Source organism: Acinetobacter sp. C26M, from assembly GCF_023702675.1.
Classification (GTDB): domain Bacteria; phylum Pseudomonadota; class Gammaproteobacteria; order Pseudomonadales; family Moraxellaceae; genus Acinetobacter.
Window position 1 is genome coordinate 2,338,676 of the sequence record NZ_CP098478.1, and the last position, 24,157, is coordinate 2,362,832.

Below are 24,157 nucleotides of genomic sequence, written 5' to 3' on the forward strand. Positions count from 1 at the left end.
TCATTAAAGATATGTGGACAGGCGGATCATTATGCTTGGCATAAACGTTAATACTCTGCTGATCATCGATAACGGCATACCCTGTTCATATCGTCTAGATCTGCAAATCGTACTAAAAGCCAGTAAGATTGATTCAGCCGCATAGGAAGATTCAGGCGGCTCTTGAATTTAACCACCTAAGAATTTGATTTGTTCGATTTCGTGCGGCGATTTCGATGCGTACGTTTTTTGGTACTTGTAGAGTTCAATGACTTTCCCAGGATAATGGCCTTATCTTTATCTGCATCCTCTTGGATCTTCTGAGCTTCGGTTTTAATGAATATCCTGTCCCGCTGCAATGTTATTCACGGTTAAAGCCTGACTATCTAATAGGACTTCAGACTCACCGTCTAAGTCATTTCAGAATGGAATATTCACAGTAGAGCCGCCTTGGGTACCGAATGCCACCTCGACATCCAGTTCACCAACAATAGATGATTCGTTCCTGATAACGGTATAGCCCTTTTCCCAAGCCTGATCATATTTATCCAGGCTCCATGCGTTGAAAGCCAATTTGCCTTTACGACCACTAGACCACGGTCCACCAGAAATCTCTATTAAGATCCTTTGCTCAATAAGGTGAAAGTCATAACGCCAGTGTTTTGTAGATTTATACTGGAACAACTTTTCGTACTTAATCTCAAAGATCTGTAGAGCACGTTCCACAGCTTCAAAAGTGTCTAGGTAGGCTTAATTGGCTTTAGGCTACGGCGTATTTCTTGGCTTTGATTTATACTCACGCTTTCTTGTGAGTTCGAAATATTTTGGGGTGTCCATCAATCTCACCCATTAAAAAAACCACCGAGATGGTTTTTTTTATTTATTAGTAATCGTAAAAACTAGTATGTTAGCGGGGCTTTTATATATCGAATTAAACCCGGCTAACAAAGAACTTAATGAAATTCGTAATTTTATTTTGATCAAATTTAAGTTGCGTATTCCACTAGTGTTTTAACTTTAGCAAATGCATTTCTTAAAACTTGGTTATGATGACTGATCATTTGTTGTGCATTTAAAGATTCTGAATCAAATGTAGTATGTCCGTCAGAGACTAAAACCACATTATATCCATACTCTGAAGCAGCCCTAACAGTAGTATCAATACAATACTCAGTTTTCATTCCAGTAATTATGACTTCATTAACATCAAGTTTGTCTAATAATTCTTTTAAAAAAGTACCTTTAAAACAACTAGGATACTTTTTATCTATGACTAGATCCTTATGCGGATCTAAGTGCAATTCTTCGATCAATTGTGTATTTATACCATCTGGATCTAATGGTGTATCGCGTTCCCCAACATGACGTATGAAAATAATAGGCATTCCATTTGAGCGTTGATATTCAATAAGTTTAAGAATGTTAGAAAGTACGATTTGAGCATTGTGCGGAATGGACTGCCCTCTAAATAATCCATTTTGCATATCTATTACTAGTAATGCTGATTTTGATCTATAACTTTGTTTTTCCATAATCTTTCTCTTAGCATGCAATAATCAGCCGAGAAAAAATTAACCCAGCCGATATTGACTGGGTTTGGTTATCTTATTAAGTCACATCAATAAAAAATCACACACAGCCTTCTTTTGAGGTTGTGGTGGTGGTAATGTTAGTTTTACTTAATAAACTGCACATTAATTTTCACTTGATCATAACTTAAACAGATTTAAACCTATCATAGCTTTGTACAATAAACAAAGTTTTTTTAACTTTAGAAACCTGAATTCTATGTAGAAAGTCCTTCATTAATTCATGTGCGATTACCATTCACTCAAATTTCTTTATATTAGCCCTTTATTGGTTCAGGTGACGAACTACGCGCTACTCCACTCAGTTGTGTACATAAAAAACCAATCATTGGCAGGGTGAAACAAAACCTCCCGAAGGAGGTTTATTACTTATTGAGGATCAATTCTATCTTTTGCTGCAGTCAATCCTAATTTAAACCAGTCTGTATTGAACTTTGCACAGAAATTTTCATTTTCCCATGAATTTTTCGATATCAAGCTCAATAAGCTTTCAAAAGGCTCATCGTATGGATTAGTCACATCCGGTCTTTCAAAATCATCTACAAGAGTTTCAACACTATCAACATTAGCTATATAAAAATTGATTGTAAAACCAGAATCACTAATTTGAATTGCCTCCTCCTCTATTTGAGACTTGTTTAAATCAATACCTGTTTCTTCTTTCAGTTCCCGAATAACAGCATTAATAGGGTCAGTTTCAAATGAACCGCCAGGTAGATGATAACCCTGACGCTCCACTTTCTTAGAGCCCGACTTTCCACCTTGTCCTATGAGGATATTCTTCCCATCATAAACAATAAGATATGCTTTATTTGGCATAGATTTTCTCTTTTATTTATTAAATTATTAGGAGTTAAAGAGAAGTGACGTTTTTAGTAAATACGTCAAAGTTTTCATATCCAATTGTAGGCACAAATTCTACTTCTTTAATAGCGAGCGTTTCAAATTCAGCCAAAGCTCCCAATACAGGTTTTTTAGATGGGTTAAAAACATAATATAATTCTTGGCATTTCTTTATCACACCTGCCGCATCGATATCTTTATTTTCTGCCCTTACCGTATCTTGATAAACTGAAATAAAGTCGTTCAAAGATACTTTGCTCATATCCACTATAGATCTATAAAGTACAAAAGCACTAACCTTATCGCATTTTGATTTTATTGCTGATGCACTTACTGAACGAGACCAGCCAGCAAAATCTAGTCGAATCATTGAAACGCCTTCTAGAATCGCACAATACCTAAGAATTTTTTGCTCAGCTCCCACAGAAGATCCGAATAAAGTATTTACAAAGCCTGAAACTAGTGTGTTTACTGCTGATTTATTGTTCCCATCTATAAATCCATTAATAGATTCATTAATGACATTACTAATATTTTTAGCATCATCTGATGTATATGCTTTGGTCTGATAAATGAAGGATTGTATTGTTGATATAGGGAATGTTTTATCAGTACCTACACCCGCACCTAATAAATCAGTTTTTATTTTTTCTGAAAAATACTCAGCTTTGGCATCTGCAAGAGCCATTAAAGAATCCAAATGTGCACTACATTCTTCCTTTAACTGTCCTGAGATATCTTCCCCAATAATTGCTTTAGTTATTGCTGCCATTTTTATTATCCTCAATGATTTTTAGTAATTTTATTTGTCATTTTCGACTTATATAAAATTGCTTATTAAAAGCTAAATTACAAATCATTAATTGTATCTCAATATACAACCACCACTCACTTTATTAGAATTAATGAGTCACACCACACACTTTAAATATTTTGTCACCATTATATTAATCTTTTTTATAACTCAACGATAAATATCCCAATCAAAATAAATTTAAAGGATCTAATCATATAAATTAAAACAACTAATAGTTAATATTATTTATATATTTTATTTTAAATTGCTAAATAATAATTTACATTTAAAAATAAAATTGCTTTTAAGTTTTCCTTTAATTAAAATTACCCTGCAGGAGCAAGGACTTCCCGATGGTTGTATTTATACTTCACAGGGTTCCTGCCGTTGGGTCAGTAGTTTTACTCCCATTGACAGAATCAGGTAAATCGTAGACCTTACCCACATACTCAATATTCTTGTCGCATATATGCCATACAGCACCAATCATTGCTGCTAGATCTGCAACCTGCTTATAAGCCAAAGCATAGCCATCTGCAACATCACTTGCATCAAAAGTTTTATCTGGGGTTTTCATGATTAATCCATATCATATGTAGTGCAAGATTACGGATATTTGATTCATCACTCTGACTACGTAACTTCAACGTTTCAAGAAAGGTAACCGAATCATTAAAATGGATATGTATTTTCCTGAAAACTCGTATTACACTTCTGCCACTCAATGCCTATGATGATAAACATGAAAAAATTTTTAGGAAAATCTATTTTTAAAGCAACGGGTTGGGAATATAACGTTGACCCAAGTATTTTAGAAAAAAAACAAGTCATTATTGGCTTCGAGCATACCTCCAACTTAGATACCATTCTTTCTCTCGCTTTATTTGAAATTTTAGAGTTAAAGATTCATACCTTGATCAAGAAAGAATTATTCAAAGGTCCCTTAAAGCCAATCTTAGAACGCTTAGGTGGTATTCCTGTCGACCGTAAAGCCAACAAAGATATCGTGACACAAATGGTTGAGCTGTTTAATCAGAATGACAGCTTTAATCTCGTGATTGCGCCTGAAGCAACGCGTGCCAAGGATGGTGAAGAACGCAAACCCATTCGCACTGGTTTTTGGCATATCGCCAAAGCAGCCGATGTGCCAATCATTTTGATGTATGCCAATGCACGTACCAAGCAAGGCGGCATTCTAGGGAAAATTTATCCAAGCGATTTACAATCAGATCTGGAAAAGATCAAAGCGCTTTATGCGGAATACGACATAGACGTAAAAATTAGCTAATTGATCCCACCTATTTGGTCAATCTTTGACGCTTGATCAAGATTTTAAAGTTTGAATATGAGCGATGCTAGTTTTCAACAAAACCATCGCTATGCTAATATTCCAGCACTTTTTTTAAGTTTTATTTTTGGAGTTACTTCCATGGCGGGTCATTCTAAATGGGCCAATATTAAGCATCGTAAAGCTAAACAAGATGCAAGTCGCGGTAAAGTTTTTACTAAATACATCCGTGAGATCGTAACCGCAGCAAGATTAGGCGGTCCAGACGCAGCAAGTAACCCTCGTTTACGTGCTGTTGTTGAAAAAGCACTTTCAGTGAATATGACGCGCGATACCATCAACCGTGCAATCCAACGTGGTGCTGGTGGCGAAGACAATGATGATTTAAAAGAAGTAACCTACGAAGGTTATGGTGTTGGTGGTGTTGCAGTTATCGTTGAAACTATGACTGACAACTTAAACCGTACTGTTCCAGATGTTCGTCATTGCTTCTCTAAAACCAATGGTAACTTGGGGACCAATGGTTCAGTTGCATACTTGTTTACCAAGCGTGGCGAAATTTCTTTTGAGGATGTTTCTTTAGAAGACAAGGTGATGGATGTTGCTTTGGAAGCAGGTGCTGACGACATCGAGATAGATGAAGATAGTATCTTAGTCATTACCAGCCCTGAAAGCTTTGGTGATGTTCAAGATGCACTTACAGCAGCAGGTTTAAAATCTGACAATGCTGAAGTTGTAATGAGCCCATCAACTAAAGCTGAAATCACTGATATCGATCAGGCTAAACAAATCATGAAAATGATTGATATGCTTGAAGATCTTGATGATGTTCAAAACGTTTATACCAACGTTGAATTCTCTGAAGAAGTTTTAGCTCAGCTTGATGCTTAATTCTTTAAGATAATAAAAAAATGCATCTTTTAGATGCATTTTTTTATAGCTTATTCAAAAGTTTATAGCAGTTAAATACGTTATATTCTTTGATCACGAAGCTGGAATGAAGCGCAACCACGCTATCAATCTTACCAATACGGCGTAATAGAATTTCACTATAGTCATCCATATTACGTGCCACCAATTCCAAAATAAAATCTGCACTCTGCCCTGTCACTAAAAAGGCATTGGTCACTTCTGGAATATCTTCAATTTCTTGTAGGAATTTATCAAAAGTTTCACTGTCGTGTTTGCTCAAGGAAACCTGCAAAAGAATATGTAAGCTAAAACCGAGTTTATTAAAATTAATTTCTCGTTTGAGCTGTCCCATCACTTGGGATTCGATTAAGTTTTTTATCCTACGATGCACTGAACTGACCGAAAGATTTATGCGCTCTGATAATTCATTCAGATTGACATCTTCATGGGTCAAAATCTCAAGTATTTGCTTATCAAAACGATCCAATTCCATTCTACAGTTCTCACTCTTCGTCTACGTTGTTATCGGAACTGCTCACTCAGTAATTTTTAAGGGTCAAGGGAAAACATTCGTTTAACTTTTGACAATGCTGCATGGATAACGCAAACATGATTCCGATAAACTTTTGATTTATCTCTGTCTCAAAGCCGAAACAAGACCTTTTGAGCAACTGTTCAACTGATCTCCCAATAGTTAAACAACTCGTTTCGATCCCCATCACACCCTGAAACATAAGATAACAAAGCCTTTTTATAATTATTTCCCTCTTTTCAGTTTTTTTAAAGTAAATTTGGCAATAATTTCTAATATTTTCTGCTTAAAACGAATTTTCTTTTAAAAATTAATTTTATTTACCGATAATTTTTTACTTTCTTGGCTATTTTTCTCTTTTCTTTCCCATAAAAAAAGCCCCGATTATAATCAATCAGGGCTTTTCCACAAAAAAACTGATTTATAAACCACGCCAATCGACACGAGCATTACGCTCAGTGGCATAAATACGCTGAACGTATTGCCCAATCGGCAGATCTGATAAATAGTCATAATATTGCTTCAGTTCACCATCAAACTGTTCAATATCATCATTCTCGAGTTCCCAAGGCGTGCCTTTGATCACCAATAATGGTGCAAGAATAGAACAGACTGAAATATCCGCTAAACCAAGACGATCGCCAACCATATAACGTCCTTGATTATCAACCAAACGCTGATTCAGATCGCTAATCAACTCGGTCATACGCAACTTGGATTGAGCAACTTTTTCTGGGCTCAATTTATAGTTCGTCGAAACCAGACTTTTTAGTATTGGTTTAGAAATCTTCTCAAACTGACGTAAATAGCCTTGTTCACCCATCATGATTTCAAGCGGATGATCACCCACTGACAGTGCATGTGCCAATGACCAGCGACGAACATGTACACCAAGTTCATCAGTCAATTTGTCGATTTCTAAAGCTTGCTCACGTAACTGCTCATCACGTCTCAATAACGCATGTTCAGGATATGTCGTATCAAGATATAAAGCGATTTGTGTTGAATCAGCAACCCACCGCTTATCATCTTTCAGCATTGGCAATAAATATTGCCCAGACTTTAGATAAGTAAACGCACGATGGAAACCTGGAATTAAATTATGTGCCACATAGTCCAATTCCTTATGATCTAACAACCAGCGAGCTTTTTCACAATAGTGAGACAAAGGAAATTGGTATAAAACCCGCATAAACTCTCCAAATTTATTTTTCTATTCGATCAAACATAAGGTTTTCCCTACTTTAGAAGTAAAAGCTAATGAATACAATGTCCTTTTCGTTCGATCTTTTTTTAATTTTGGCGAAGTCGCTTTATAAATTTTCGTGGTGAGAATATTCCTTTCATTCATAGAAAATGAGTTTTTAGACTGTTTAATAAATTACCAATAACCACAAACCACTGTTTTATCTAAATATTTAATATTAATTTTTCTGTTATTTTTCTCATAAAAAATGCTTAGGAATTATTGTGATATATAAGCCATAACTGATGGTTTAGTTGAAAAGTAAAACTTTTGTAAAGTGTCTCTTATCTATTAGAGGTGCTCACATGTCCAGTAATCAATCAGTGATTCAAGTTCAAACACAACTGATTTCAAATGATCAGCAGGCCATCAATGCTGCCTATCAAGTTGCTGACTTTGCATTAGAAGATCGAAATAATCGAGATCAAAACCGTGTTTTACCCACCGAACAAATCATTCAGTTTAGCCAAAAAGGTCTGGGCGGAATCCGTGTACCACAACAATATGGTGGTGCTTTTGTCTCCAATAAAACCTTGGCCCATGTGTTTCGTATTCTAAGTAAAGCCGATGCCAATGTTGGACAAATTCCACAAAACCAATTCGGTCTTTTAAATTTTATTAATATCACCGGTTCAGATGCACAAAAGCAGTTTATCTACACTGAAATTCTTGCAGGTAAACGCATTGCCAATGGTGGACCTGAAAAAAATTCTAAAGACACCAAAGCCATTCTAACTGCTTTAAGATTGGAAAATGGGCAATACTTTTTAAATGGGGAAAAGTTTTACTCGACTGGAACTAGCTTTGCAGATTGGTTAGCGATTCGTGCCTTACACCCAGATGGCTATACCGTATTGGCGATCGTTGATCGACATGCGGCTGGTGTTGAAGTGATTAATGACTGGAATGGGTTTGGGCAACGTACTACAGCAAGTGGAACGGTAAGACTACACAACGTTGTCGTTGATCCTGCACTTTTTTTTGATGAGCGCATTATTGCTGACATCCCAAATGTTCGCGGTGCTTATTCTCAACTTTTACAAGTTGCGATTGATGTTGGCATTGCCGAAGCTGCTTTTGATGACACCTTATCCAGTATTCGTAAAGCACGTCCAATTGTTGATTCAGGCGTAGAAAAAGCCAGTGAAGAACATTACACCTTACAAGAAGTTGGCAAGCTCAATATCCTGCTGGATGCAGCCATTTTATTGCTGGATGATGCTGCCGAATATCTAGATGAACTGGATCAAATCGCTGAGATTTCTGCCGAGCAAGCTGCTCGTGCTTCTATTTTAGTGGCGGAAGCAAAGATCTATGCCAACGATGCTGCCCTGCATATCTCAGAAAAACTGCTCGAACTTGGTGGCAGCCGTGCCAGCCTGAGCCAGCATAATCTTGATCAGCATTGGCGTAATGCCCGTGTGCACACCCTACACGATCCTGTGCGTTGGAAATTCCATGCCATTGGTGAGTATTACCTCAATGGTACGCACCCTGCCCGCCATGCTTGGATTTAAGGAGCAAATCATTATGACCTCTTATCAAGAATTACAAGGTTTTGCCAAAACCAATTTTAAAGCAGCCCATATTATCCAAAGTGATGCCGAAGCCCTAGAAATTGCGACCCAGCTCAGTCAACAGTTTAAGCAAGCGGCAGTTGAACGCGATGCCAATCGAAACTTGCCATTTACTGAAATAGAAACCTACAGTCAGTCAGGTTTATGGGCGATTACTGTACCTAAGCAGTATGGTGGCGCAGAAGTTTCCAGCTTAACTGTTGCCAAAGTGATTGCGCTGTTTAGTGGTGCAGATGGTTCAATCGGTCAGATTCCACAAAACCATTTTTTTGCATTGGAGGTATTGCGCAATACAGGCACGGAAGCGCAAAAGAAACGCCTCTATCAAGAAGTGTTACAAGGTGCGCGTTTTGGTAATGCGCTGGCTGAATTTAAAACCCGCACTTCTGCACATAAACAAACTACCTTAATCCCAAGTGAAAACGGTTATCTGATTCAGGGAGAAAAGTTTTATTGCACAGGTAGCCTGTTTGCACATCGCATTCCAACCCTAGTGGTTGATGAAGAAGGTAATGAGTTTCTGGCTTTTGTACAAAGAGACAGTCAAGGTTTAGAACTGATTGATGACTGGTCTGGCTTTGGGCAACGTATCACGGGCAGCGGGACAGTCAAATTTAATCAGGTCTTTGTTGCCAAGGATGATGTGATTCCTTTTGATACTGCCTTCAAGCAGCTATCTTTGGTGGGACCATTTGCGCAAATCATGCATGCAGCGATTGAAGTCGGCATTGCCCGTGCAGCCTTTGAAGAAACCCTAGAGCGTGTACGTGTTGCCCGCCCTTGGATTGATGCCAATATTGATTCCGCCACACAGGACCCTTTAACTCTGTCTGAGCTCGGTCGTGTGGCAACCGATGTCAAAGCCAGCGAACTTTTACTTAAACAGGCAGCTCGATCTGTCGATGCTGCTAAACAGGATCTGAATGCGGAGAGCTTAGCCAAAGCCTCAATTGATGTCGCCAAAGTTCGTGCACATAGTACTGAAACAGCATTAAAGGCATCATCAAAACTGATTGAATTGGCGGGTAGTCGTGGCAGTCAACGTACAGATGGTCTTGATCGTCATTGGCGTAATGCGCGTGTACACACCTTGCATGATGCTGCACGCTGGAAATATTACTTCATCGGTAATTATGTGTTGAATGGCATTCTGCCTCCACGACGGGGGACTTTGTAATGAGTCAAACGTTTGCTAAAAAAATCTTGTTAAATGCCTTTGATATGAATTGTGTCGGTCATATCAATCATGGTTTATGGACGCATCCGCGGGATCAATCACATCGCTTTAATGAATTGAGCTATTGGACTGAACTGGCACAAACGTTAGAACAAGGTTTGTTTGATGGTTTATTTTTAGCTGATATTACAGGTGTTTATGATGTCTATCAAAATGGGATCGAGCTGACTTTAAAAGAATCAATTCAACTGCCGAGCCATGACCCTTCTACCCTGATTTCGGCAATGGCTTTGGTGACACAGAACTTAAGCTTTGGCGTGACCGTCAATCTCAGCTATGAGCAGCCCTACCAATTTGCACGGCGCTTTGCCAGTCTCGATCATTTAACTCAAGGTCGTTTGGGCTGGAATATTGTCACAGGCTATCTGGATAGTGCCGAACGCCTAATTGGGCAAAAAGGCTTAAAAGATCATGATGCACGTTATGATCAGGCCGAGGAATTTTTACAGCTTTGTTATAAATATTGGGAAGGTTCTTGGGAAAATGATGCCTTAAAGAAAGATAAACAACAGCGCGTTTTTACTGATCCAAATAAAGTCCACTCGATCAATCATCAAGGGCAATATTACCAAAGCCAAGGGGTATTTCAGGTTGCGCCTTCGGTTCAACGTACGCCAACACTCTTCCAAGCAGGTGCATCACCGAAAGGACTACAGTTTGCCACGCGTCATGCGGAATGTATTTTTATCGGTGGTGATCAACCTGAGAAGATTCGTCAGCAAGTTAATAAAATACGACTACAAGCAACACAGCAAGGTCGTGATGAAGATGCGATTAAAATCTTTGTCGGGATTACCGTTGTAGTCGCAGAAACACATGAACTTGCCCAGCAAAAACTGGCTGAATATCGTCAATATGCCAGCCCTGAAGCAGGTCTAGCGCATTATGCCAGTTCAGTCGGAATTGATCTTTCTAAGTTTGCAGATGATGAAGCGATTCCTTATCAAAAGAGCAATAGCATCGCTTCCGTCAATGAAAAGTTTAAAGAACAGCGTATCAGCAAAAATGACTTAAAAGCCCAACATGTGCTGGGTGGACGTTATCCCCTGATTGTAGGGAGTGGTATTGAAGTTGCAGAATATCTCATTGAACTACTTGATCAAACGGGTATTGATGGTTTTAACCTGACCCGTACGGTTGCACCTGAATCACACCATGATTTCATTCGACTGGTGATTCCTGAATTACAGCAACGTGGACGTTATAAAACTGAATATGCAACGGGTTCACTGCGAAACAAACTTTTTGCCCAAGGCGATCATTTAGCCGCAAGTCATCCTGCTAATCAGTTCCGATGTAGAACACATGACAACACAGATGATCTAAAAATAATTGAAGAAATTAGTGCTTAACATTTAAGAAAAGAATTGGAGAAATATATGGCTCAAACAGCCTCTAAAAAATGGCTCGGTATTGGCCTTGTCGTCGTCGTTGCGATTATTGCCTTATTGATCTGGAATAAACAAAGACAGAACCATAGCAGTGAACTGGTGATTGGAATTAGCCCCTCTTTTGCCCATCCACTGCAAGTCGCAGCCGATGAAGCCAAACAACAGGGTTTAAATGTCAAATTGGTCGAGTTTTCTGACTGGAATACGCCTAACATTACCTTAAATCATGGGGACATTGATGCGAACTTTTTCCAGCATCAACCTTTTTTGGATAATGCCATTAAAGAAACTGGCTTTAAATTAAAGTCCTTTGCTGCGGGTGCGGCTTCGCATGTTGGACTGTATTCAAAAAAATATAAAAGTTTTGATGCACTACCAAATGGTGCAACTGTTGCGATTCCGAATGATCCTGTCAATCAAGGGCGTGCTTTATTGCTATTGCAACAAGCCAAGTTGATTGAGCTGAAAGACAGTAACAATCATCTTTCTGCATTGAAAGACATTACAGCGAATCCGAAGAATCTGAAATTTACTGAAGTTGAAGGCCCTCAAACTGCACGTGCGATTGATGATGTTGATCTCGCTTTTGGTTATCCACATTACTTACGTTTAGCCAAAACGGCTGATCCTGAAAGTGCCTTATTGTTTGATGACAACACAAATAAACGTTATGCGATTTTATTTGTAGTGCGTGATGATTATCAGGACAAAGACAATAAACTGCAGAAATTTGTCGAGATTTATCAAAACTCACCTAAAGTCAAAGCTGCATTGGATAGCGATTTCGGTCCAACGTTGTGGTTCCCAGGTTGGAAATAAGGAGAACAATCATGGTGAGTTTTGGTTCACAGGTCGATTTTTCAGTCCCACATCTAAAAATACGTGGTTTAAATAAGTTTTATGATGTACAGGACCAACGCTTACATGCCTTAAAAGACATTAATATCGATATTCCCAAAGCACAAATTGTTGGGATTATCGGGAAAAGTGGCGCTGGTAAATCATCCCTACTCCGTACCTTAAACGGCTTAGAGTCGATTGATACAGGTAGTATTCTGATTCATCAACAAAATATCGCAGAATTGAGCCATGCCGAGTTGATTAAAACTCGGCAAAAAATCGGCATGATTTTTCAGCATTTTAATTTAATGTCAGCGAAAACTGTGTGGGAAAACGTGGCTTTACCGCTACGTATCGCAGATTATGACAAGGCTGAAATTGAGCAGCGTGTCAGTGATGTACTGACGCTGGTGGGATTAGAGGCAAAGCGAAATGATTACCCTGCTCAACTGTCTGGTGGGCAAAAACAACGTGTAGGAATCGCACGTGCCTTGGTTTCTCAGCCTGAAATCCTGCTCTGTGATGAAGCAACTTCCGCACTGGATCCTGAAAGTACCGCCAATATTCTGTCTCTATTAAAGCAAATCAACCAAGAGCTCGGTTTAACCATTGTTTTGATCACCCATGAAATGCAGGTCATACAAGAGATTTGCGATCAGGTGATTGTAATTGATCAAGGTGAAATTGTTGAAGCTGGGCAAGTCTGGTCGGTATTTTCCAATCCGCAACAACAGATCACACAGGAATTACTCAACTTTGAACAGGTGAATCTGCCCTTTGAGTTGAGCCAAACCATTCTGCCCCAAAGTACACATCAGATTTTAAAATTGAAATATGTCAGTGAATCGAAATCGGTGCCTGATTTATATGAAATACTGGATGGCTTTAATAGTCCAGTTCAGGTTTATCACAGTCAGATAGATACTATTCAGCAGCGTACCATCGGCTCATTAATCATCGGGATTCGCAATCTCGAGTTTGATCTAAACCACTCACAATCTGAAAAACATCCTGCAATAACACAACTTGAGGTGATCGGTTATGTACAATCAACTCATTGACCTATTACTAACAGGAACCACCGATACTTTAATTATGGTCGGTGTTTCCGCAATTCTTGCCTTCCTGATTGGTCTGCCGATTGCTTTAATTTTAGTGAGTACTGCTGATTTTGGTATTTATCCCTCCAAGAAAATCAATCAATCATTAGGTTGGATCATTAACATTACCCGATCTGTACCCTTCTTGATTTTAATGGTGGCTTTGATTCCATTTACCCGTTGGATTGTCGGGACCAGTTATGGCGTCTTGGCTGCAATTGTACCCTTAACCATCGCCGCTATTCCGTTCTTTGCCCGTATTGCAGAGGTCAGTCTACGTGAAGTCGATCAAGGGTTGATTGAAGCAGCACAAGCAATGGGCTGTAACCGCAAGCAGATTCTTTGGCATGTATTGCTTCCTGAAGCTTTGCCAGGGATTGTTGCAGGCTTTACCGTGACTATTGTGACCATGATCAGTTCTTCTGCCATTGCAGGTGCGATTGGTGCAGGTGGTTTGGGCGATATCGCCTATCGTTATGGCTATCAACGTTTTGATATGCAAGTGATGTTGGCGGTGATTTTAGTCCTGATTGTTTTGGTCATGCTGGTACAAACGACAGGCGATAATATTGCCAAACAGCTTGATAAACGCAAAGTTTAAGCTTGAAATAAAAATCCGCACTCGCCATGACCTGACTTTGTCATGGCTTTCATGTAAAATCAGCAGCAATTTTTAAATAACACATTTGTGAGTGGTTTCATGGGTTTTAATTGCGGTATTGTTGGTCTGCCAAACGTAGGTAAATCTACATTGTTCAATGCATTAACAAAGGCAGCGATTGCAGCTGAAAACTTTCCGTTCTGTACCATTGAACCGAATACAGGTATTGTCCCTGTTCCAGATCCACGCCTAGACAAACTTACAACGATTGTTAAACCGCAACGTGTTATTCCGACCACAATGGAATTTGTTGATATCGCAGGTTTAGTTGCGGGTGCATCAAAAGGTGAAGGCTTGGGTAACCAATTCCTTGCCAATATCCGTGAAACAGATGCGATTGCACACGTGGTGCGTTGTTTTGAAGATGAAAACGTGATTCATGTAAATGGTAAAATTGACCCATTAGATGACATCGCAACCATCAATACTGAACTTGCACTTGCTGACCTTGATACCGTTGCAAAAGCTTTGTTACGTTTAACTAAAGCAGCAAAAGGTGGCGATAAAGAAGCACTTGCAACTAAAGCAGTTTTAGAAAAAATTCAGCCTTTACTTGATGAAGGCAAACCAGCACGTGCGGCTGACCTTTCTGATGATGAACGTAAAGCAGTTCGCGGTTTCGGTTTAATGACACTGAAACCAACCATGTATATTGCCAACGTGGCAGAAGACGGTTTTGAAAACAACCCGCACCTTGAAGCAGTAAAAAAACTTGCTGCTGAAGAGAATGCCATTGTTGTACCACTTTGCAACCAGATCGAAGCTGAAATTTCATTATTAGAAGATGAAGATCGCGCTGAATTCTTGGAAGCGATGGGCATGGAAGAACCAGGCTTAAACGTGGTAATTCGTGCAGGTTATAGCTTACTTGGCTTACAAACTTACTTCACTGCTGGTGTACAAGAAGTTCGTGCTTGGACGGTTAAAGTCGGTGCGACTGCGCCACAAGCAGCTGGTGTGATTCACACTGACTTTGAAAAAGGCTTTATCCGTGCTGAATGTGTGGCTTATGATGATTTCATTCAATATAACGGTGAAAATGGCGCCAAAGAAGCAGGAAAATGGCGTTTAGAAGGTAAAACTTATGTTGTTCAAGACGGTGATGTATTACACTTCCGCTTTAACGTATAAATCAGTTTTTTGATTTCCAAACCGCCAGTAATGACCTTATTGGCGGTTTTTTTATTTAAGCCATTGGCTTGGGGTACAACCTGTTATTTTCTTAAATACACGAATAAAGAAACTGACATTTTCATAGCCCACCGCATAGGCGATCTGCTGTACATTCATCTCCGTGGTTAATAATAGTTTCTTGGCCTTATCTACTCTCACCTGCTGTAAATATTGATTGGGTGAAATCTGTGTCGCTAATTGAAAACGCCGTTTTAAATTCCGTTCACTAAAATTAAATTGCTTAGCCAAATCAGCAATACGATTTTCCTGAGGAAAGTTGATATCAAGCCAATCTTGCACCTGCAACACGGCTTCATCACGATGATTTCGAGAATCTGGCAGTACAGGATTCAGTTCTTGTGGAGCGTGCATTAATAAATGACTGGCACAGAGTTGTGCAAAATAATCCCCTTTCTGTTGCGCCACAATGCCAAGCAAAGCATCAAACGTTCCAAGCAATGTACCTGTCGTATAAATCTGCTCATTTTGCAAATAATTTCGATTGGCAGTAAAAGAGCTTAGAGGAAACAATCGTTTTAGTTCTCGTAGAAATGCCCAATGGGTCGCAAGCAGGACATGCTGCAATTGTTGAGTGGCCGCCAAAAAGTAAGCAGCTGTTGTGAGCGCTAGAATTGGTGTTTGTTGCTGTATTTGACTTTTAAGCCAGTCGATCAAGTCATCATTTTCTTCTTGGATCTGAATAAGCAGATTCCCTTCAAAACTGGGAAGAATGACTAAATCATAAGTTGTCTCCCTTCTAACTTTGTCATCGACTTCGATGCTTGGACCACTGGCACTTAGTTTGGCTAAACCATCTAAACTAAATATGTCAACTTGATAGCTTTCGGCTTGACCTTGTCGGATTGATAGTAAATTAACGACATGAAAGAAATCTTTCAACATCATCACACTCATGGCCCAGCACCCATCATAGACAATAATGGCGATTTTTTTCATTTTAATGGCACGATCAGACTATCCTTGTTCACGATTATAGCTATATCAGATCGTTAGTTTTTTATTATTCTTTGATCAATTCAGACACTTGGCCTCGCTTCAATGTCACTTTTACATATCACAGAACAAATACTTGCGATAAAGCATGCACATGTCTTTCTAAAAATATGGCAGCCACAATACACGGATAATAAAATTCCAATCCTGTTACTGCATGATTCGCTTGGCAGTGTGCAACTCTGGCGGGATTTCCCAGAACGACTCGCGGTCGCAACCCATCGAACCGTGATTGCCTATGATCGTTTGGGCTTTGGCAAATCTGATCCAATTCCCTCTAAGCTATCTCATCATTTTATTCAACAAGAAGCCCATGTGGTTACTGAACTTTTAAATCAACTTGAAATATCACAAGTGATTGCGATTGGTCATAGCGTCGGTGGTGGTATGGCGGTCAGTTTTGCAGCACAAAAACCTTCACGATGTACAGCAGTCATCACACTTGCAGCACAAGCCTATGTTGAACAGGAAACATTGGATGGTATTGCTTCAGCCAAACAAATGTTTCAACAACCTGAACAGATGCACCGCCTAGAAAAATATCATGCTGAAAAAGCGCAATGGGTTTTAGATGCTTGGACAGAGACATGGCTTTCAGCTGAGTTTCGAGATTGGTCGTTACAATCAGATTTACAGGCAGTCTCCGCTAAAATGCTGATCATACATGGCGAGCATGATGAATATGGTAGTGTAGAACAACCCAAACGATTGGCTGAATATACCCACGCTGAAACGAATATCCTCCCCCAGTGTGGACACTTCCCTCACCGAGAACATCCCGAATTAGTCATCGAAACGATTCAGAAATTTATTGCTCAACTTTAATCGTTTTCAAAAGCGTACTTATATCACTCGCTATAAGTGCTCTTTCATCCAAATAAAAAAGCCGACTCATCTTGATATCGGCTTTTACATCAAGCTAACAACTTAAGACACCGTCTGCGGCTTCATATCCATTTCAGCACGTTTGATTTGTGCTTCCTTTAAAATGCGCTGATGTAAGGGCTTGCGGAAACCCAGTAAGAAAACAAATTCAGCCAAAACAAATAAAGGTCCGATAGCTAAACCAATCAGATCATCAACAAAGGCTGGTTTTTTCTTTTCAAAATAATGGCCCACGAATTGGAATACCCAACCCACCACAAAGATACCAATGCTCGCACCTAGCCAACTCCACATTGCTAAAGCCGCAATTTTCACAGCCAATGGATAAGCCAAGACAAATAAAATCAGCATCAAAATACCAAATAACTTATCCAATGAAATATAATAAATCGTACTTAGGACAATAAGCAGCATGGCTAAAGTAATTGAAAAGCCAGAAATTTCTATACCAGCACGCGCTGTTAAGCACAGAATAGAAAATACAATTAAAGGAATACCCACAAAATGGGTCACAACATTATTTCGATCTAAGTGATAAGCCGCATATTGACTAAGTAGACGTTCCAAATTTGTCATTTCTCATTCCTCATATAATTCGTTTATGCTGTTAATCTATAAGAAATATTGCAGCGAAGTTGTCATGTAGCTGACAAATGGATTTATTTTTCACACAGGACCCCGCCGTGCTAGATTCGATTTACATCCAACATTTACAGCAAAACTCATGGTTTAGCCACTTAGCGGAGCCTTTTCAAAATTTTATTATTGAACATGGCAAGAAGCATATCATCGAGAAAAATGCAGCTGTTTTTAGTGCGCAAGATCAATTTGATGGGGTGTATGGCGTATTGGAAGGCTCAATTAGCTTGGGTTATATCGATGTCAATGGCAATGAAGCGATTGCTGCAATTGCGGAACCGATCATGTGGTTTGGCGAAATTTCCCTCATCGATCAGCAACCCCGCTCGCATGATGCCATTGCATTGAAGAAAAGCGTGGTGCTGCAAATACCAGCACAACCACTCAATGATTTCTTGCTGCAAAATCCGTATTACTGGTACTACTTTGCCCTGCTGACCAGTCAAAAACTACGCTATGTATTTTTAGAGCAAATTGCGATTCAAACCCAAAGCATTACCCAGCGCCTGGCGCAACGCTTGCTGTTCATTTTAGAGGGTTATGGCAATCGTTCGTTTATTCAGGATTTTAGTATTCAAATTTCACAAGACCAGTTAGCCAATATGTTGACGGTATCTCGGCAGACTGTAAATCAAGAGCTGAACCTGTTCGAAAAGCAAAGCGTCATTCAACTTGGTTTTAAGAAAATCGAAGTCATTGATTTAGATCGGCTTAGAAAATTGGCAACAGTCGGTCACCTAAAAACGTAAGTATACTATCTTGTATTTTAAATGGATAAGCACAGCATTTTTTGCAATATGCTTTGAAGCTTAAACATAAATTAAAAGATAAACTCTCACTATAAAATACTACTGATGCCCTAAAATATTTCACAAAATCAGTCTGCTTTCTTGTCTTCAACACGCATACATTAAAGCTAAGCACTATCGCTTACCCGATGCAGATGACAATCATGAGAAAAATTGCAACGATTTTAACAGCAGGCCTATTTACAGTACTCAGCGCTAGCGCATTTGCCTGCCCGAAAGGAACTCAAATCCAAGGTGGTACAGGACCAAATCACAAAGGTGGCAAATGTGTTGCAACAAGTGTGGTAAAAACCAAGAAAGAAGCAACCAAAACAACAGATACTGCAAAGCATGACATGACGAAAATGAAAGATACTGCCAAACACGATGCAATGAAAGCAACAACAGATACGAAAAAAGCGGCTAATACCACAGCAACCAAAGCTAAACAGGAAGCAGCAAAAACGGTCAAAACCTCATAAGCGTTTGATGACTTTAACCATAAAAAAGCGAGATAAAACATCTCGCTTTTTTATTTGTATTTGCTTACTTAGGTGAAGTATTACCTAGCGCAGGATTATCAATTGCATCCTTACATTGTGCTTTATCACGCTCATAATCAGCCTGCTTTTGAGTCGATGCACTGGCATTATCTTTTACATCGCGTGCCCACGTATCCAAACTGGTCAATGCCTTGCGACACAATGCATATTTACCTTCAGTCACGGAATCGGTCATTTTGACATTGATACGCCAATCTGTACTGAGCTGACGCAATGGTTTTCTGACTTTTTCTTCAATCTCACCAACTTGTTTATTATAAACAATCGGATCGATGTCATTAATCAACTTCCATGCTGTATTGGCATAGGTGGTGGCATCGTTGTTAAGTTTCGGCGCAGGTTTGATTTCTACCTTTTCTTTTGGCTCATTATTTGAGTTTCCGCAAGCAGCCAATAAAAATGCACTACACAACAGGATTGCGGTTACACGAGAGTTTGGATTAGACATAGCAAATCGCCGATGAAACATTTGGACATTATGCTAGTCAATTTGGGAATAATTCTCAATGCTTGTTACTTATTTACCCAGCAGAATGCTTTTTATTCTAAGCAATTGATTTTATGCTTTTGTTCAGCATACTGTCAGACTTGTCCATCTATAAAAAATTAAAACGTCAACAAGGAAGAAATCAACAATGTCACAAATCAAGATTTATGCCCTACAAACCACCATCGAGCAATTTAGGAGTCAACTTTCTGATGCCGTACATCAAGCGCTAATTGAAAGTTTAAACTATCCTATCGAAAAGAAATTTCAGCGTTTTATTGCGCTAACGGAAGAAGACTTTATCTATCCCAATGATCGTAGCCAGCATTATCTAATTATAGAAATTTCGATGTTTGAAGGCAGAAGCACTGAAGCAAAAAAACGTTTGATTCAAAGTATTTTCACTTATATTCAGCAACAATGTGGGATTTCAACACAAGATATTGAAATTACAATTTTTGAAACACCAAAATGCAATTGGGGAATCCGTGGTCAACATGCAGATGAATTACAACTGAATTATCAGGTGGATGTTTAAGCAGCCAAATCGCAGATGAAGTGCAATTTTCTGTCTAACAAAAAGCAGGTTTTTTGTGTCAGATTAGCTTAATTCCGTAAAAAGTTCTGCTATGCTTAAACGCAAATTACTCAGGATAGGATTATTCGCATGAGCGTCACTCTTGGAACTCCACTTCAATCTTCTGCATTTAAGGTTTTACTGTTAGGTTCTGGAGAGCTAGGTAAAGAAGTTGTGATTTCTTTACAACGCTTAGGTGTCGAAGTTCATGCTGCAGATCGTTATGATCACGCGCCAGCCATGCAAGTCGCACATTATGCTTATACCCTGAATATGGCTGATCCAGCCGAATTAAAACAACTGATTGAAAAGATCAAACCCAATTTAATTGTTCCTGAAATTGAAGCCATTGCCACAGAAGTTTTGGTTGAAATTGAACAAAGCCAAACTGCAACCGTGATTCCATCTGCAAAAGCAGTTAACCTCACCATGAATCGTGAAGGAATTCGTCGTCTAGCTGCTGAAGAACTCGGTCTGCCAACTTCTGCTTATCGCTTTGCCAATACCTTAGAAAGCTTCCGTGCTGCATGTGATGACATTGGTTATCCAAACTTTGTAAAACCTGTCATGTCTTCTTCAGGTAAAGGTCAGTCTCGTGTGAAGAGTTTTGATGAAGTGGATGCCGCTTGGGATTATGCAATGCAAGGCGGCCGCGTCAATCAAGGCACCGTGATTATTGAATCGCAAATCGACTTTGATTTTGAAATCACCCTGCTTACTGTTCGTGCTAAAAATCCAGAAACAGGCGAAATCGAAACACATTTCTGTGATCCAATCGGACACCGTCAAGATGCTGGTGACTATGTTGAAAGCTGGCAGCCTCAAGCCATGACACCTGCTGCGCTGGAAGAAGCAAAACGCATTGCCAATAAAGTCATTGTTGCTTTAGGCGGTTGTGGTATCTTCGGTGTAGAGCTGTTTATTAAAGGCGATAAAGTTTGGTTTAGTGAAGTTTCACCCCGCCCACATGATACAGGTCTGGTTACGTTAGCTTCACAATTCCAGAGTGAATTTGAATTACATGCCCGTGCCATTCTCGGTCTACCTGTCAATACAGCACGCCATAGTGTGGCTGCAAGTGCAGTGATTTATGCAGGTGTTGATGCTAAAAACTTGAGTTTCACTGGCTTGAATCTTGCTTTAGCAAATCCAAACACCGACTTACGTCTATTTGGCAAACCTGAGGGCTTTAAACGTCGCCGTATGGGCGTTGCAACTGCCCGTGCTGAAACAACGGATCTTGCACGTGAATTGGCACAGCACGCCGCAGACCAAGTGAGTGTACAAACCAACGCTTAAGATGATCTTAGGTGATTATCATCACAACTTCCCCTCTTTTTAGAGGGGCTTTGATAGAAGACCCAGCTTTATGATCAAGACCTCTCCTTTGTTGAACTACGTCACCAGTATTCATGATATTCAAGCCATTAACCAATGGCGTACGGATGTAGAAAAGCAATTACAGGAGAGCTATGAAAATGGTCAACCCATTCGTGAAGTGATTGGAGCGCGCTCAGACTCTATTGATGAAGCCCTGATCTTTCTTTGGAATCATGCAGGCTTAGATCAAACAGAATTGGGCTTATTTGCAGTAGGTGGTTATGGTCGCCATGAAATGCTGCCCTATTCAGATACTGATATCATGATTTTGTCTGAGGATGAAATTAGTGAAGAACAAGAAAAACTAATCTCGACCTTTATTTCATCTTTATGGGATGTCGGTAATTTCAAACCGGGTATCAGCGTTCGCACCATTCAAAACTGTGTTGAACAAGCCATTAATGATTTAACTGTTGCGACCACGTTGATTGAAGCTCGCCTCATTACAGGCAATCAGCAACTGGCAAAATGGCCACGCCGTATCGTTGCGCAAACATGGACAGATCAAACCTTCTATGATGCCAAAATGGCTGAACAAGCTAAACGCTATGCACAACACAACAATACCGAGAGTAATTTAGAACCTGATATTAAAAATGCCCCAGGTGGTATTCGCGATATCAACCAGATTGGCTGGATTGCCAAACGTCACTTCCGTGTCAATCGTATTTATGATTTGGTGCATTTGGGTTTTATCACTGAATTTGAACTGGGTGTACTCGAAGAGGCTGAAAGCTTTTTATGGGAAATCCGAACCCATTTACACCGTTTAGCCAAACGTGATGAAAACCGCTTATTGTTTGAATATCAACGTGATATCGCAGCAAAATTTGGCTATGTGCGTGAAGAAGGTCAGCCTGTTAATTTTGCTGTTGAACAGTTTATGAAGCGCTACTATCGTACCGCACAGCAAGTTTCAACCCTGAATGAAATGCTACTCGCCTATTTCAATGAATCGGTGATTACCCCACGTCTACCTGATTACGAACGCCACATTATTGATATTAATGAACGTTTTAAAATTGTCGATGGGAAATTGGCTGTTCAACATCACAAAGTATTTTCAGAAGAACCGATTGCCATCTTAGAATTGTTCTATCTATTGGCAAATCGCCCTGAAATTACCGGTATTCGTGCCCGTACCTTACGCCTACTGGTGCTTGCTGCAAAACGGATTGATCAGCGTTTCCGTGATAATCCAGAACATCAAGCCTTGTTTATGTCGATCATTCGCTCACCGCATTTATATGACACCATGGTGGCGATGAAGCGTTACGGTGTATTGGGCAATTACATTCCCGCTTTTGGACAGATTACAGGCTTGATGCAGTACGATCTGTTCCATATTTATACGGTCGATGCACATACCCTGTTATTACTTCGCAATTTAAGTCGCTTTAAAGAACCTGAATTTGCCAAAGAATTCCCTGTGGTCAGCTCTGTGTTCCAGCGTATTGCCCGCCATGACATCGTGTATATGGCTGCAATTTTCCATGATATTGCCAAAGGTCGTGGCGGTGATCATAGTGAGCTTGGGGCACTGGATGCGATTGAATTTTGCCGCACCCATGGCTTTACCGAGCGTGAGTGCAAACTGGTTGCGTGGCTGATTAACAATCACCTATTAATGTCCCTCACTGCACAGAAAAAAGATATTTCTGACCCCGATGAAGTCAAAGACTTTGCTGAAAAAGTCGGTGATATGGAGCATCTCGATTATCTCTACACCCTGACGGTTGCTGATATTAACGCAACCAATCCGAAGCTGTGGAATACTTGGCGTGCATCTTTGATGCGTCAGCTCTACACCTATGCACGTGATGTAATACGCTCTGGCTTAGGTCGTCCAGTTGACTATCAAATGCTGATTGAGGACACCAAGTTTGCTGCCAGTGAACTCTTGGTTAATGACTTCTCTTTGGCTGAAGTTGAGAAAGTCTGGCAAGAGTTGGGTGATGAATACTTTGTGAAAGAGTCAGCCAATGAAATTGCTTGGCATACCCAAGCAATTTTACAACACGGCGATAATCCAGAACCATTGGTTTTATTACGGGCACATCGTAATGCTGCTGATGATGCAGTTCAGATCTTTATCTATACGCGTGATCAACCGAACCTATTTGCAACAACGGTTGCCGTATTAGATCGTATGAATCTTGATGTTCAAGATGCACGAATTATTACAGCATCAACCTCGTTCAGTTTGGATACCTACTTGGTACTGGATCGCTTCGGTACATTACTAACCGATCCAGACCGCGAGCGTAAAGTGAAAGCTGCTTTAGTTGATGCATTGAGCCATTCGGATCAATATCCGGGGATCATGCAACGCCGTATTCCACGTCATTTACGTCATTTTGATGTGCAAAATACTGTCGATATTGTCTTAAACCCTACACTGCAGCAGCACATGGTTGAAATCTCAACCCTCGACCATCCAGGCCTGTTGGCGCGTATTGGTGGTTTGTTCATGTTGCAAGGTTTGGATATCCATTCTGCAAGAATTGCCACACTGGGCGAACGTGCGGAAGATATTTTCTTTGTCACTAAGAAAAATGGTGTCTTGCTCACCGATGAAGAAGTGAAAACTTTTGCGGAAAGCTTAAAAGCCGCATTAGATGAAGCATCGAATCAAATTTGTAATCCATCTTAAATTTATT

General features: G+C 39.8%; 24 protein-coding genes and 2 pseudogenes. 15 read left to right on the top strand and 11 right to left on the bottom strand.

What is annotated here, in order from left to right; all coding sequences use genetic code 11:
• Positions 1 to 318: 318 nt before the first annotated feature.
• From NDN11_RS10720 to NDN11_RS10745, 6 genes and pseudogenes are all read right to left on the bottom strand, one after another.
• A pseudogene (locus NDN11_RS10720) lies at positions 319 to 480 on the bottom strand (major capsid protein); the annotation flags it as partial.
• Positions 454 to 816, bottom strand: a pseudogene (locus NDN11_RS10725) (hypothetical protein); the annotation flags it as partial. The pseudogenes NDN11_RS10725 and NDN11_RS10720, both read right to left, overlap by 27 nt.
• Positions 817 to 965: 149 nt before the next feature.
• Positions 966 to 1,511, bottom strand: a complete 546-nt coding sequence (locus NDN11_RS10730; RefSeq protein ID WP_251109610.1) for a cysteine hydrolase family protein — start codon at positions 1,509 to 1,511, stop codon at positions 966 to 968.
• Between the two features lie 426 nt (positions 1,512 to 1,937).
• Entirely contained in the window at positions 1,938 to 2,387 is a 450-nt protein-coding gene (locus tag NDN11_RS10735) for an NUDIX domain-containing protein (protein ID WP_251109611.1), read from the bottom strand.
• Between the two features lie 34 nt (positions 2,388 to 2,421).
• Complete coding sequence (locus NDN11_RS10740; protein WP_251109612.1) at positions 2,422 to 3,183, bottom strand: hypothetical protein; 762 nt, start codon at positions 3,181 to 3,183, stop codon at positions 2,422 to 2,424.
• A 394-nt stretch (positions 3,184 to 3,577) separates the two neighbouring features.
• Positions 3,578 to 3,784, bottom strand: coding sequence for a hypothetical protein (locus tag NDN11_RS10745; protein WP_251109613.1), 207 nt, complete (start codon positions 3,782 to 3,784; stop codon positions 3,578 to 3,580).
• A 165-nt stretch (positions 3,785 to 3,949) separates the two neighbouring features.
• Between NDN11_RS10745 and NDN11_RS10750 the strand changes: the two genes are divergently transcribed.
• Positions 3,950 to 4,495: a 1-acyl-sn-glycerol-3-phosphate acyltransferase gene (locus NDN11_RS10750; protein ID WP_502801321.1), complete on the top strand. Its 546-nt coding sequence runs from the start codon at positions 3,950 to 3,952 to the stop codon at positions 4,493 to 4,495.
• 141 nt (positions 4,496 to 4,636) lie between these two features.
• Positions 4,637 to 5,386: a YebC/PmpR family DNA-binding transcriptional regulator gene (locus NDN11_RS10755; RefSeq protein ID WP_167247796.1), complete on the top strand. Its 750-nt coding sequence runs from the start codon at positions 4,637 to 4,639 to the stop codon at positions 5,384 to 5,386.
• Positions 5,387 to 5,429: 43 nt separating this feature from the next.
• On the opposite strand, the gene NDN11_RS10760 is transcribed toward NDN11_RS10755, so the two are convergent.
• Together NDN11_RS10760 and NDN11_RS10765 are read right to left on the bottom strand one after the other, a co-directional pair.
• Entirely contained in the window at positions 5,430 to 5,900 is a 471-nt protein-coding gene (locus tag NDN11_RS10760; RefSeq protein WP_004661600.1) for an Lrp/AsnC family transcriptional regulator, read from the bottom strand.
• Between the two features lie 460 nt (positions 5,901 to 6,360).
• Positions 6,361 to 7,131, bottom strand: coding sequence for a glutathione S-transferase family protein (locus NDN11_RS10765; RefSeq protein ID WP_167247797.1), 771 nt, complete (start codon positions 7,129 to 7,131; stop codon positions 6,361 to 6,363).
• Between the two features lie 359 nt (positions 7,132 to 7,490).
• Here NDN11_RS10765 and NDN11_RS10770 point away from each other — a divergent pair, with 359 nt between their 5' ends.
• The 7 genes from NDN11_RS10770 to ychF all read left to right on the top strand — a co-directional run bounded on the left by NDN11_RS10770 (position 7,491) and on the right by ychF (position 15,122).
• Positions 7,491 to 8,702: an SfnB family sulfur acquisition oxidoreductase gene (locus tag NDN11_RS10770; RefSeq protein ID WP_251109614.1), complete on the top strand. Its 1,212-nt coding sequence runs from the start codon at positions 7,491 to 7,493 to the stop codon at positions 8,700 to 8,702.
• A 13-nt stretch (positions 8,703 to 8,715) separates the two neighbouring features.
• Positions 8,716 to 9,939 carry an SfnB family sulfur acquisition oxidoreductase gene (locus NDN11_RS10775; RefSeq protein WP_251111535.1) on the top strand — a complete coding sequence of 408 codons (1,224 nt, stop codon included), beginning with the start codon at positions 8,716 to 8,718 and terminating at the stop codon, positions 9,937 to 9,939.
• Positions 9,939 to 11,351 (top strand): LLM class flavin-dependent oxidoreductase, encoded by a 1,413-nt coding sequence (locus NDN11_RS10780; protein ID WP_167247799.1) that lies wholly within the window; start codon positions 9,939 to 9,941, stop codon positions 11,349 to 11,351. Before NDN11_RS10775 ends, NDN11_RS10780 begins: the two co-directional genes overlap by 1 nt.
• A 27-nt stretch (positions 11,352 to 11,378) precedes the next feature.
• Positions 11,379 to 12,209, top strand: coding sequence for a MetQ/NlpA family ABC transporter substrate-binding protein (locus NDN11_RS10785; protein WP_251109615.1), 831 nt, complete (start codon positions 11,379 to 11,381; stop codon positions 12,207 to 12,209).
• Between the two features lie 11 nt (positions 12,210 to 12,220).
• Positions 12,221 to 13,291, top strand: a complete 1,071-nt coding sequence (locus tag NDN11_RS10790; RefSeq protein WP_251109616.1) for a methionine ABC transporter ATP-binding protein — start codon at positions 12,221 to 12,223, stop codon at positions 13,289 to 13,291.
• Positions 13,272 to 13,931 (top strand): methionine ABC transporter permease, encoded by a 660-nt coding sequence (locus NDN11_RS10795; RefSeq protein WP_004962596.1) that lies wholly within the window; start codon positions 13,272 to 13,274, stop codon positions 13,929 to 13,931. The genes NDN11_RS10790 and NDN11_RS10795 overlap by 20 nt, the downstream gene beginning before the upstream one ends.
• Before the next feature lie 99 nt (positions 13,932 to 14,030).
• Positions 14,031 to 15,122, top strand: a complete 1,092-nt coding sequence (gene ychF, locus NDN11_RS10800; RefSeq protein ID WP_005189415.1) for a redox-regulated ATPase YchF — start codon at positions 14,031 to 14,033, stop codon at positions 15,120 to 15,122.
• A 51-nt stretch (positions 15,123 to 15,173) separates the two neighbouring features.
• Here ychF and NDN11_RS10805 read toward each other — a convergent pair whose 3' ends face one another.
• Positions 15,174 to 16,121, bottom strand: a complete 948-nt coding sequence (locus tag NDN11_RS10805) for a GlxA family transcriptional regulator (protein WP_251109617.1) — start codon at positions 16,119 to 16,121, stop codon at positions 15,174 to 15,176.
• Between the two features lie 102 nt (positions 16,122 to 16,223).
• Here NDN11_RS10805 and NDN11_RS10810 point away from each other — a divergent pair, with 102 nt between their 5' ends.
• Positions 16,224 to 17,003, top strand: coding sequence for an alpha/beta fold hydrolase (locus NDN11_RS10810; RefSeq protein WP_251109618.1), 780 nt, complete (start codon positions 16,224 to 16,226; stop codon positions 17,001 to 17,003).
• Between the two features lie 102 nt (positions 17,004 to 17,105).
• On the opposite strand, the gene NDN11_RS10815 is transcribed toward NDN11_RS10810, so the two are convergent.
• Positions 17,106 to 17,639, bottom strand: a complete 534-nt coding sequence (locus NDN11_RS10815; protein ID WP_251109619.1) for an Mpo1 family 2-hydroxy fatty acid dioxygenase — start codon at positions 17,637 to 17,639, stop codon at positions 17,106 to 17,108.
• Positions 17,640 to 17,746: 107 nt separating this feature from the next.
• On the opposite strand from NDN11_RS10815, the gene NDN11_RS10820 reads away from it, so the two are divergent.
• Entirely contained in the window at positions 17,747 to 18,451 is a 705-nt protein-coding gene (locus NDN11_RS10820; protein ID WP_251109620.1) for a Crp/Fnr family transcriptional regulator, read from the top strand.
• A 203-nt stretch (positions 18,452 to 18,654) separates the two neighbouring features.
• On the top strand, positions 18,655 to 18,972 hold the full coding sequence (locus NDN11_RS10825; RefSeq protein ID WP_101235898.1) for a hypothetical protein: 318 nt from the start codon (positions 18,655 to 18,657) through the stop codon (positions 18,970 to 18,972).
• A gap of 64 nt (positions 18,973 to 19,036) precedes the next feature.
• Here NDN11_RS10825 and NDN11_RS10830 read toward each other — a convergent pair whose 3' ends face one another.
• The gene (locus tag NDN11_RS10830; RefSeq protein ID WP_251109621.1) at positions 19,037 to 19,501 is read right to left on the bottom strand and encodes a hypothetical protein; all 465 of its coding nucleotides are present in this window, start codon (positions 19,499 to 19,501) and stop codon (positions 19,037 to 19,039) included.
• A gap of 187 nt (positions 19,502 to 19,688) precedes the next feature.
• Here NDN11_RS10830 and NDN11_RS10835 point away from each other — a divergent pair, with 187 nt between their 5' ends.
• From NDN11_RS10835 to glnD, 3 genes are all read left to right on the top strand, one after another.
• Positions 19,689 to 20,078 carry a tautomerase family protein gene (locus NDN11_RS10835; protein ID WP_167247809.1) on the top strand — a complete coding sequence of 130 codons (390 nt, stop codon included), beginning with the start codon at positions 19,689 to 19,691 and terminating at the stop codon, positions 20,076 to 20,078.
• A 120-nt stretch (positions 20,079 to 20,198) separates the two neighbouring features.
• Entirely contained in the window at positions 20,199 to 21,416 is a 1,218-nt protein-coding gene (gene purT, locus NDN11_RS10840) for a formate-dependent phosphoribosylglycinamide formyltransferase (protein WP_251111536.1), read from the top strand.
• A 70-nt stretch (positions 21,417 to 21,486) separates the two neighbouring features.
• Complete coding sequence (glnD, locus tag NDN11_RS10845; RefSeq protein WP_167247811.1) at positions 21,487 to 24,150, top strand: [protein-PII] uridylyltransferase; 2,664 nt, start codon at positions 21,487 to 21,489, stop codon at positions 24,148 to 24,150.
• Positions 24,151 to 24,157: the final 7 nt, after the last annotated feature.

Bases quoted from the DNA above. Each gene is read 5' to 3' on its own strand.
- NDN11_RS10730 (WP_251109610.1), bottom strand. From the start codon at position 1,511: ATGGAAAAACAAAGTTATAGATCAAAATCAGCATTACTAGTAATAGAT.
- NDN11_RS10735 (WP_251109611.1), bottom strand. From the start codon at position 2,387: ATGCCAAATAAAGCATATCTTATTGTTTATGATGGGAAGAATATCCTC.
- NDN11_RS10740 (WP_251109612.1), bottom strand. From the start codon at position 3,183: ATGGCAGCAATAACTAAAGCAATTATTGGGGAAGATATCTCAGGACAG.
- NDN11_RS10745 (WP_251109613.1), bottom strand. From the start codon at position 3,784: ATGAAAACCCCAGATAAAACTTTTGATGCAAGTGATGTTGCAGATGGC.
- NDN11_RS10750 (WP_502801321.1), top strand. From the start codon at position 3,950: ATGAAAAAATTTTTAGGAAAATCTATTTTTAAAGCAACGGGTTGGGAA.
- NDN11_RS10755 (WP_167247796.1), top strand. From the start codon at position 4,637: ATGGCGGGTCATTCTAAATGGGCCAATATTAAGCATCGTAAAGCTAAA.
- NDN11_RS10760 (WP_004661600.1), bottom strand. From the start codon at position 5,900: ATGGAATTGGATCGTTTTGATAAGCAAATACTTGAGATTTTGACCCAT.
- NDN11_RS10765 (WP_167247797.1), bottom strand. From the start codon at position 7,131: ATGCGGGTTTTATACCAATTTCCTTTGTCTCACTATTGTGAAAAAGCT.
- NDN11_RS10770 (WP_251109614.1), top strand. From the start codon at position 7,491: ATGTCCAGTAATCAATCAGTGATTCAAGTTCAAACACAACTGATTTCA.
- NDN11_RS10775 (WP_251111535.1), top strand. From the start codon at position 8,716: ATGACCTCTTATCAAGAATTACAAGGTTTTGCCAAAACCAATTTTAAA.
- NDN11_RS10780 (WP_167247799.1), top strand. From the start codon at position 9,939: ATGAGTCAAACGTTTGCTAAAAAAATCTTGTTAAATGCCTTTGATATG.
- NDN11_RS10785 (WP_251109615.1), top strand. From the start codon at position 11,379: ATGGCTCAAACAGCCTCTAAAAAATGGCTCGGTATTGGCCTTGTCGTC.
- NDN11_RS10790 (WP_251109616.1), top strand. From the start codon at position 12,221: ATGGTGAGTTTTGGTTCACAGGTCGATTTTTCAGTCCCACATCTAAAA.
- NDN11_RS10795 (WP_004962596.1), top strand. From the start codon at position 13,272: ATGTACAATCAACTCATTGACCTATTACTAACAGGAACCACCGATACT.
- ychF (WP_005189415.1), top strand. From the start codon at position 14,031: ATGGGTTTTAATTGCGGTATTGTTGGTCTGCCAAACGTAGGTAAATCT.
- NDN11_RS10805 (WP_251109617.1), bottom strand. From the start codon at position 16,121: ATGAAAAAAATCGCCATTATTGTCTATGATGGGTGCTGGGCCATGAGT.
- NDN11_RS10810 (WP_251109618.1), top strand. From the start codon at position 16,224: ATGTCACTTTTACATATCACAGAACAAATACTTGCGATAAAGCATGCA.
- NDN11_RS10815 (WP_251109619.1), bottom strand. From the start codon at position 17,639: ATGACAAATTTGGAACGTCTACTTAGTCAATATGCGGCTTATCACTTA.
- NDN11_RS10825 (WP_101235898.1), top strand. From the start codon at position 18,655: ATGAGAAAAATTGCAACGATTTTAACAGCAGGCCTATTTACAGTACTC.
- NDN11_RS10830 (WP_251109621.1), bottom strand. From the start codon at position 19,501: ATGTCTAATCCAAACTCTCGTGTAACCGCAATCCTGTTGTGTAGTGCA.
- NDN11_RS10835 (WP_167247809.1), top strand. From the start codon at position 19,689: ATGTCACAAATCAAGATTTATGCCCTACAAACCACCATCGAGCAATTT.
- glnD (WP_167247811.1), top strand. From the start codon at position 21,487: ATGATCAAGACCTCTCCTTTGTTGAACTACGTCACCAGTATTCATGAT.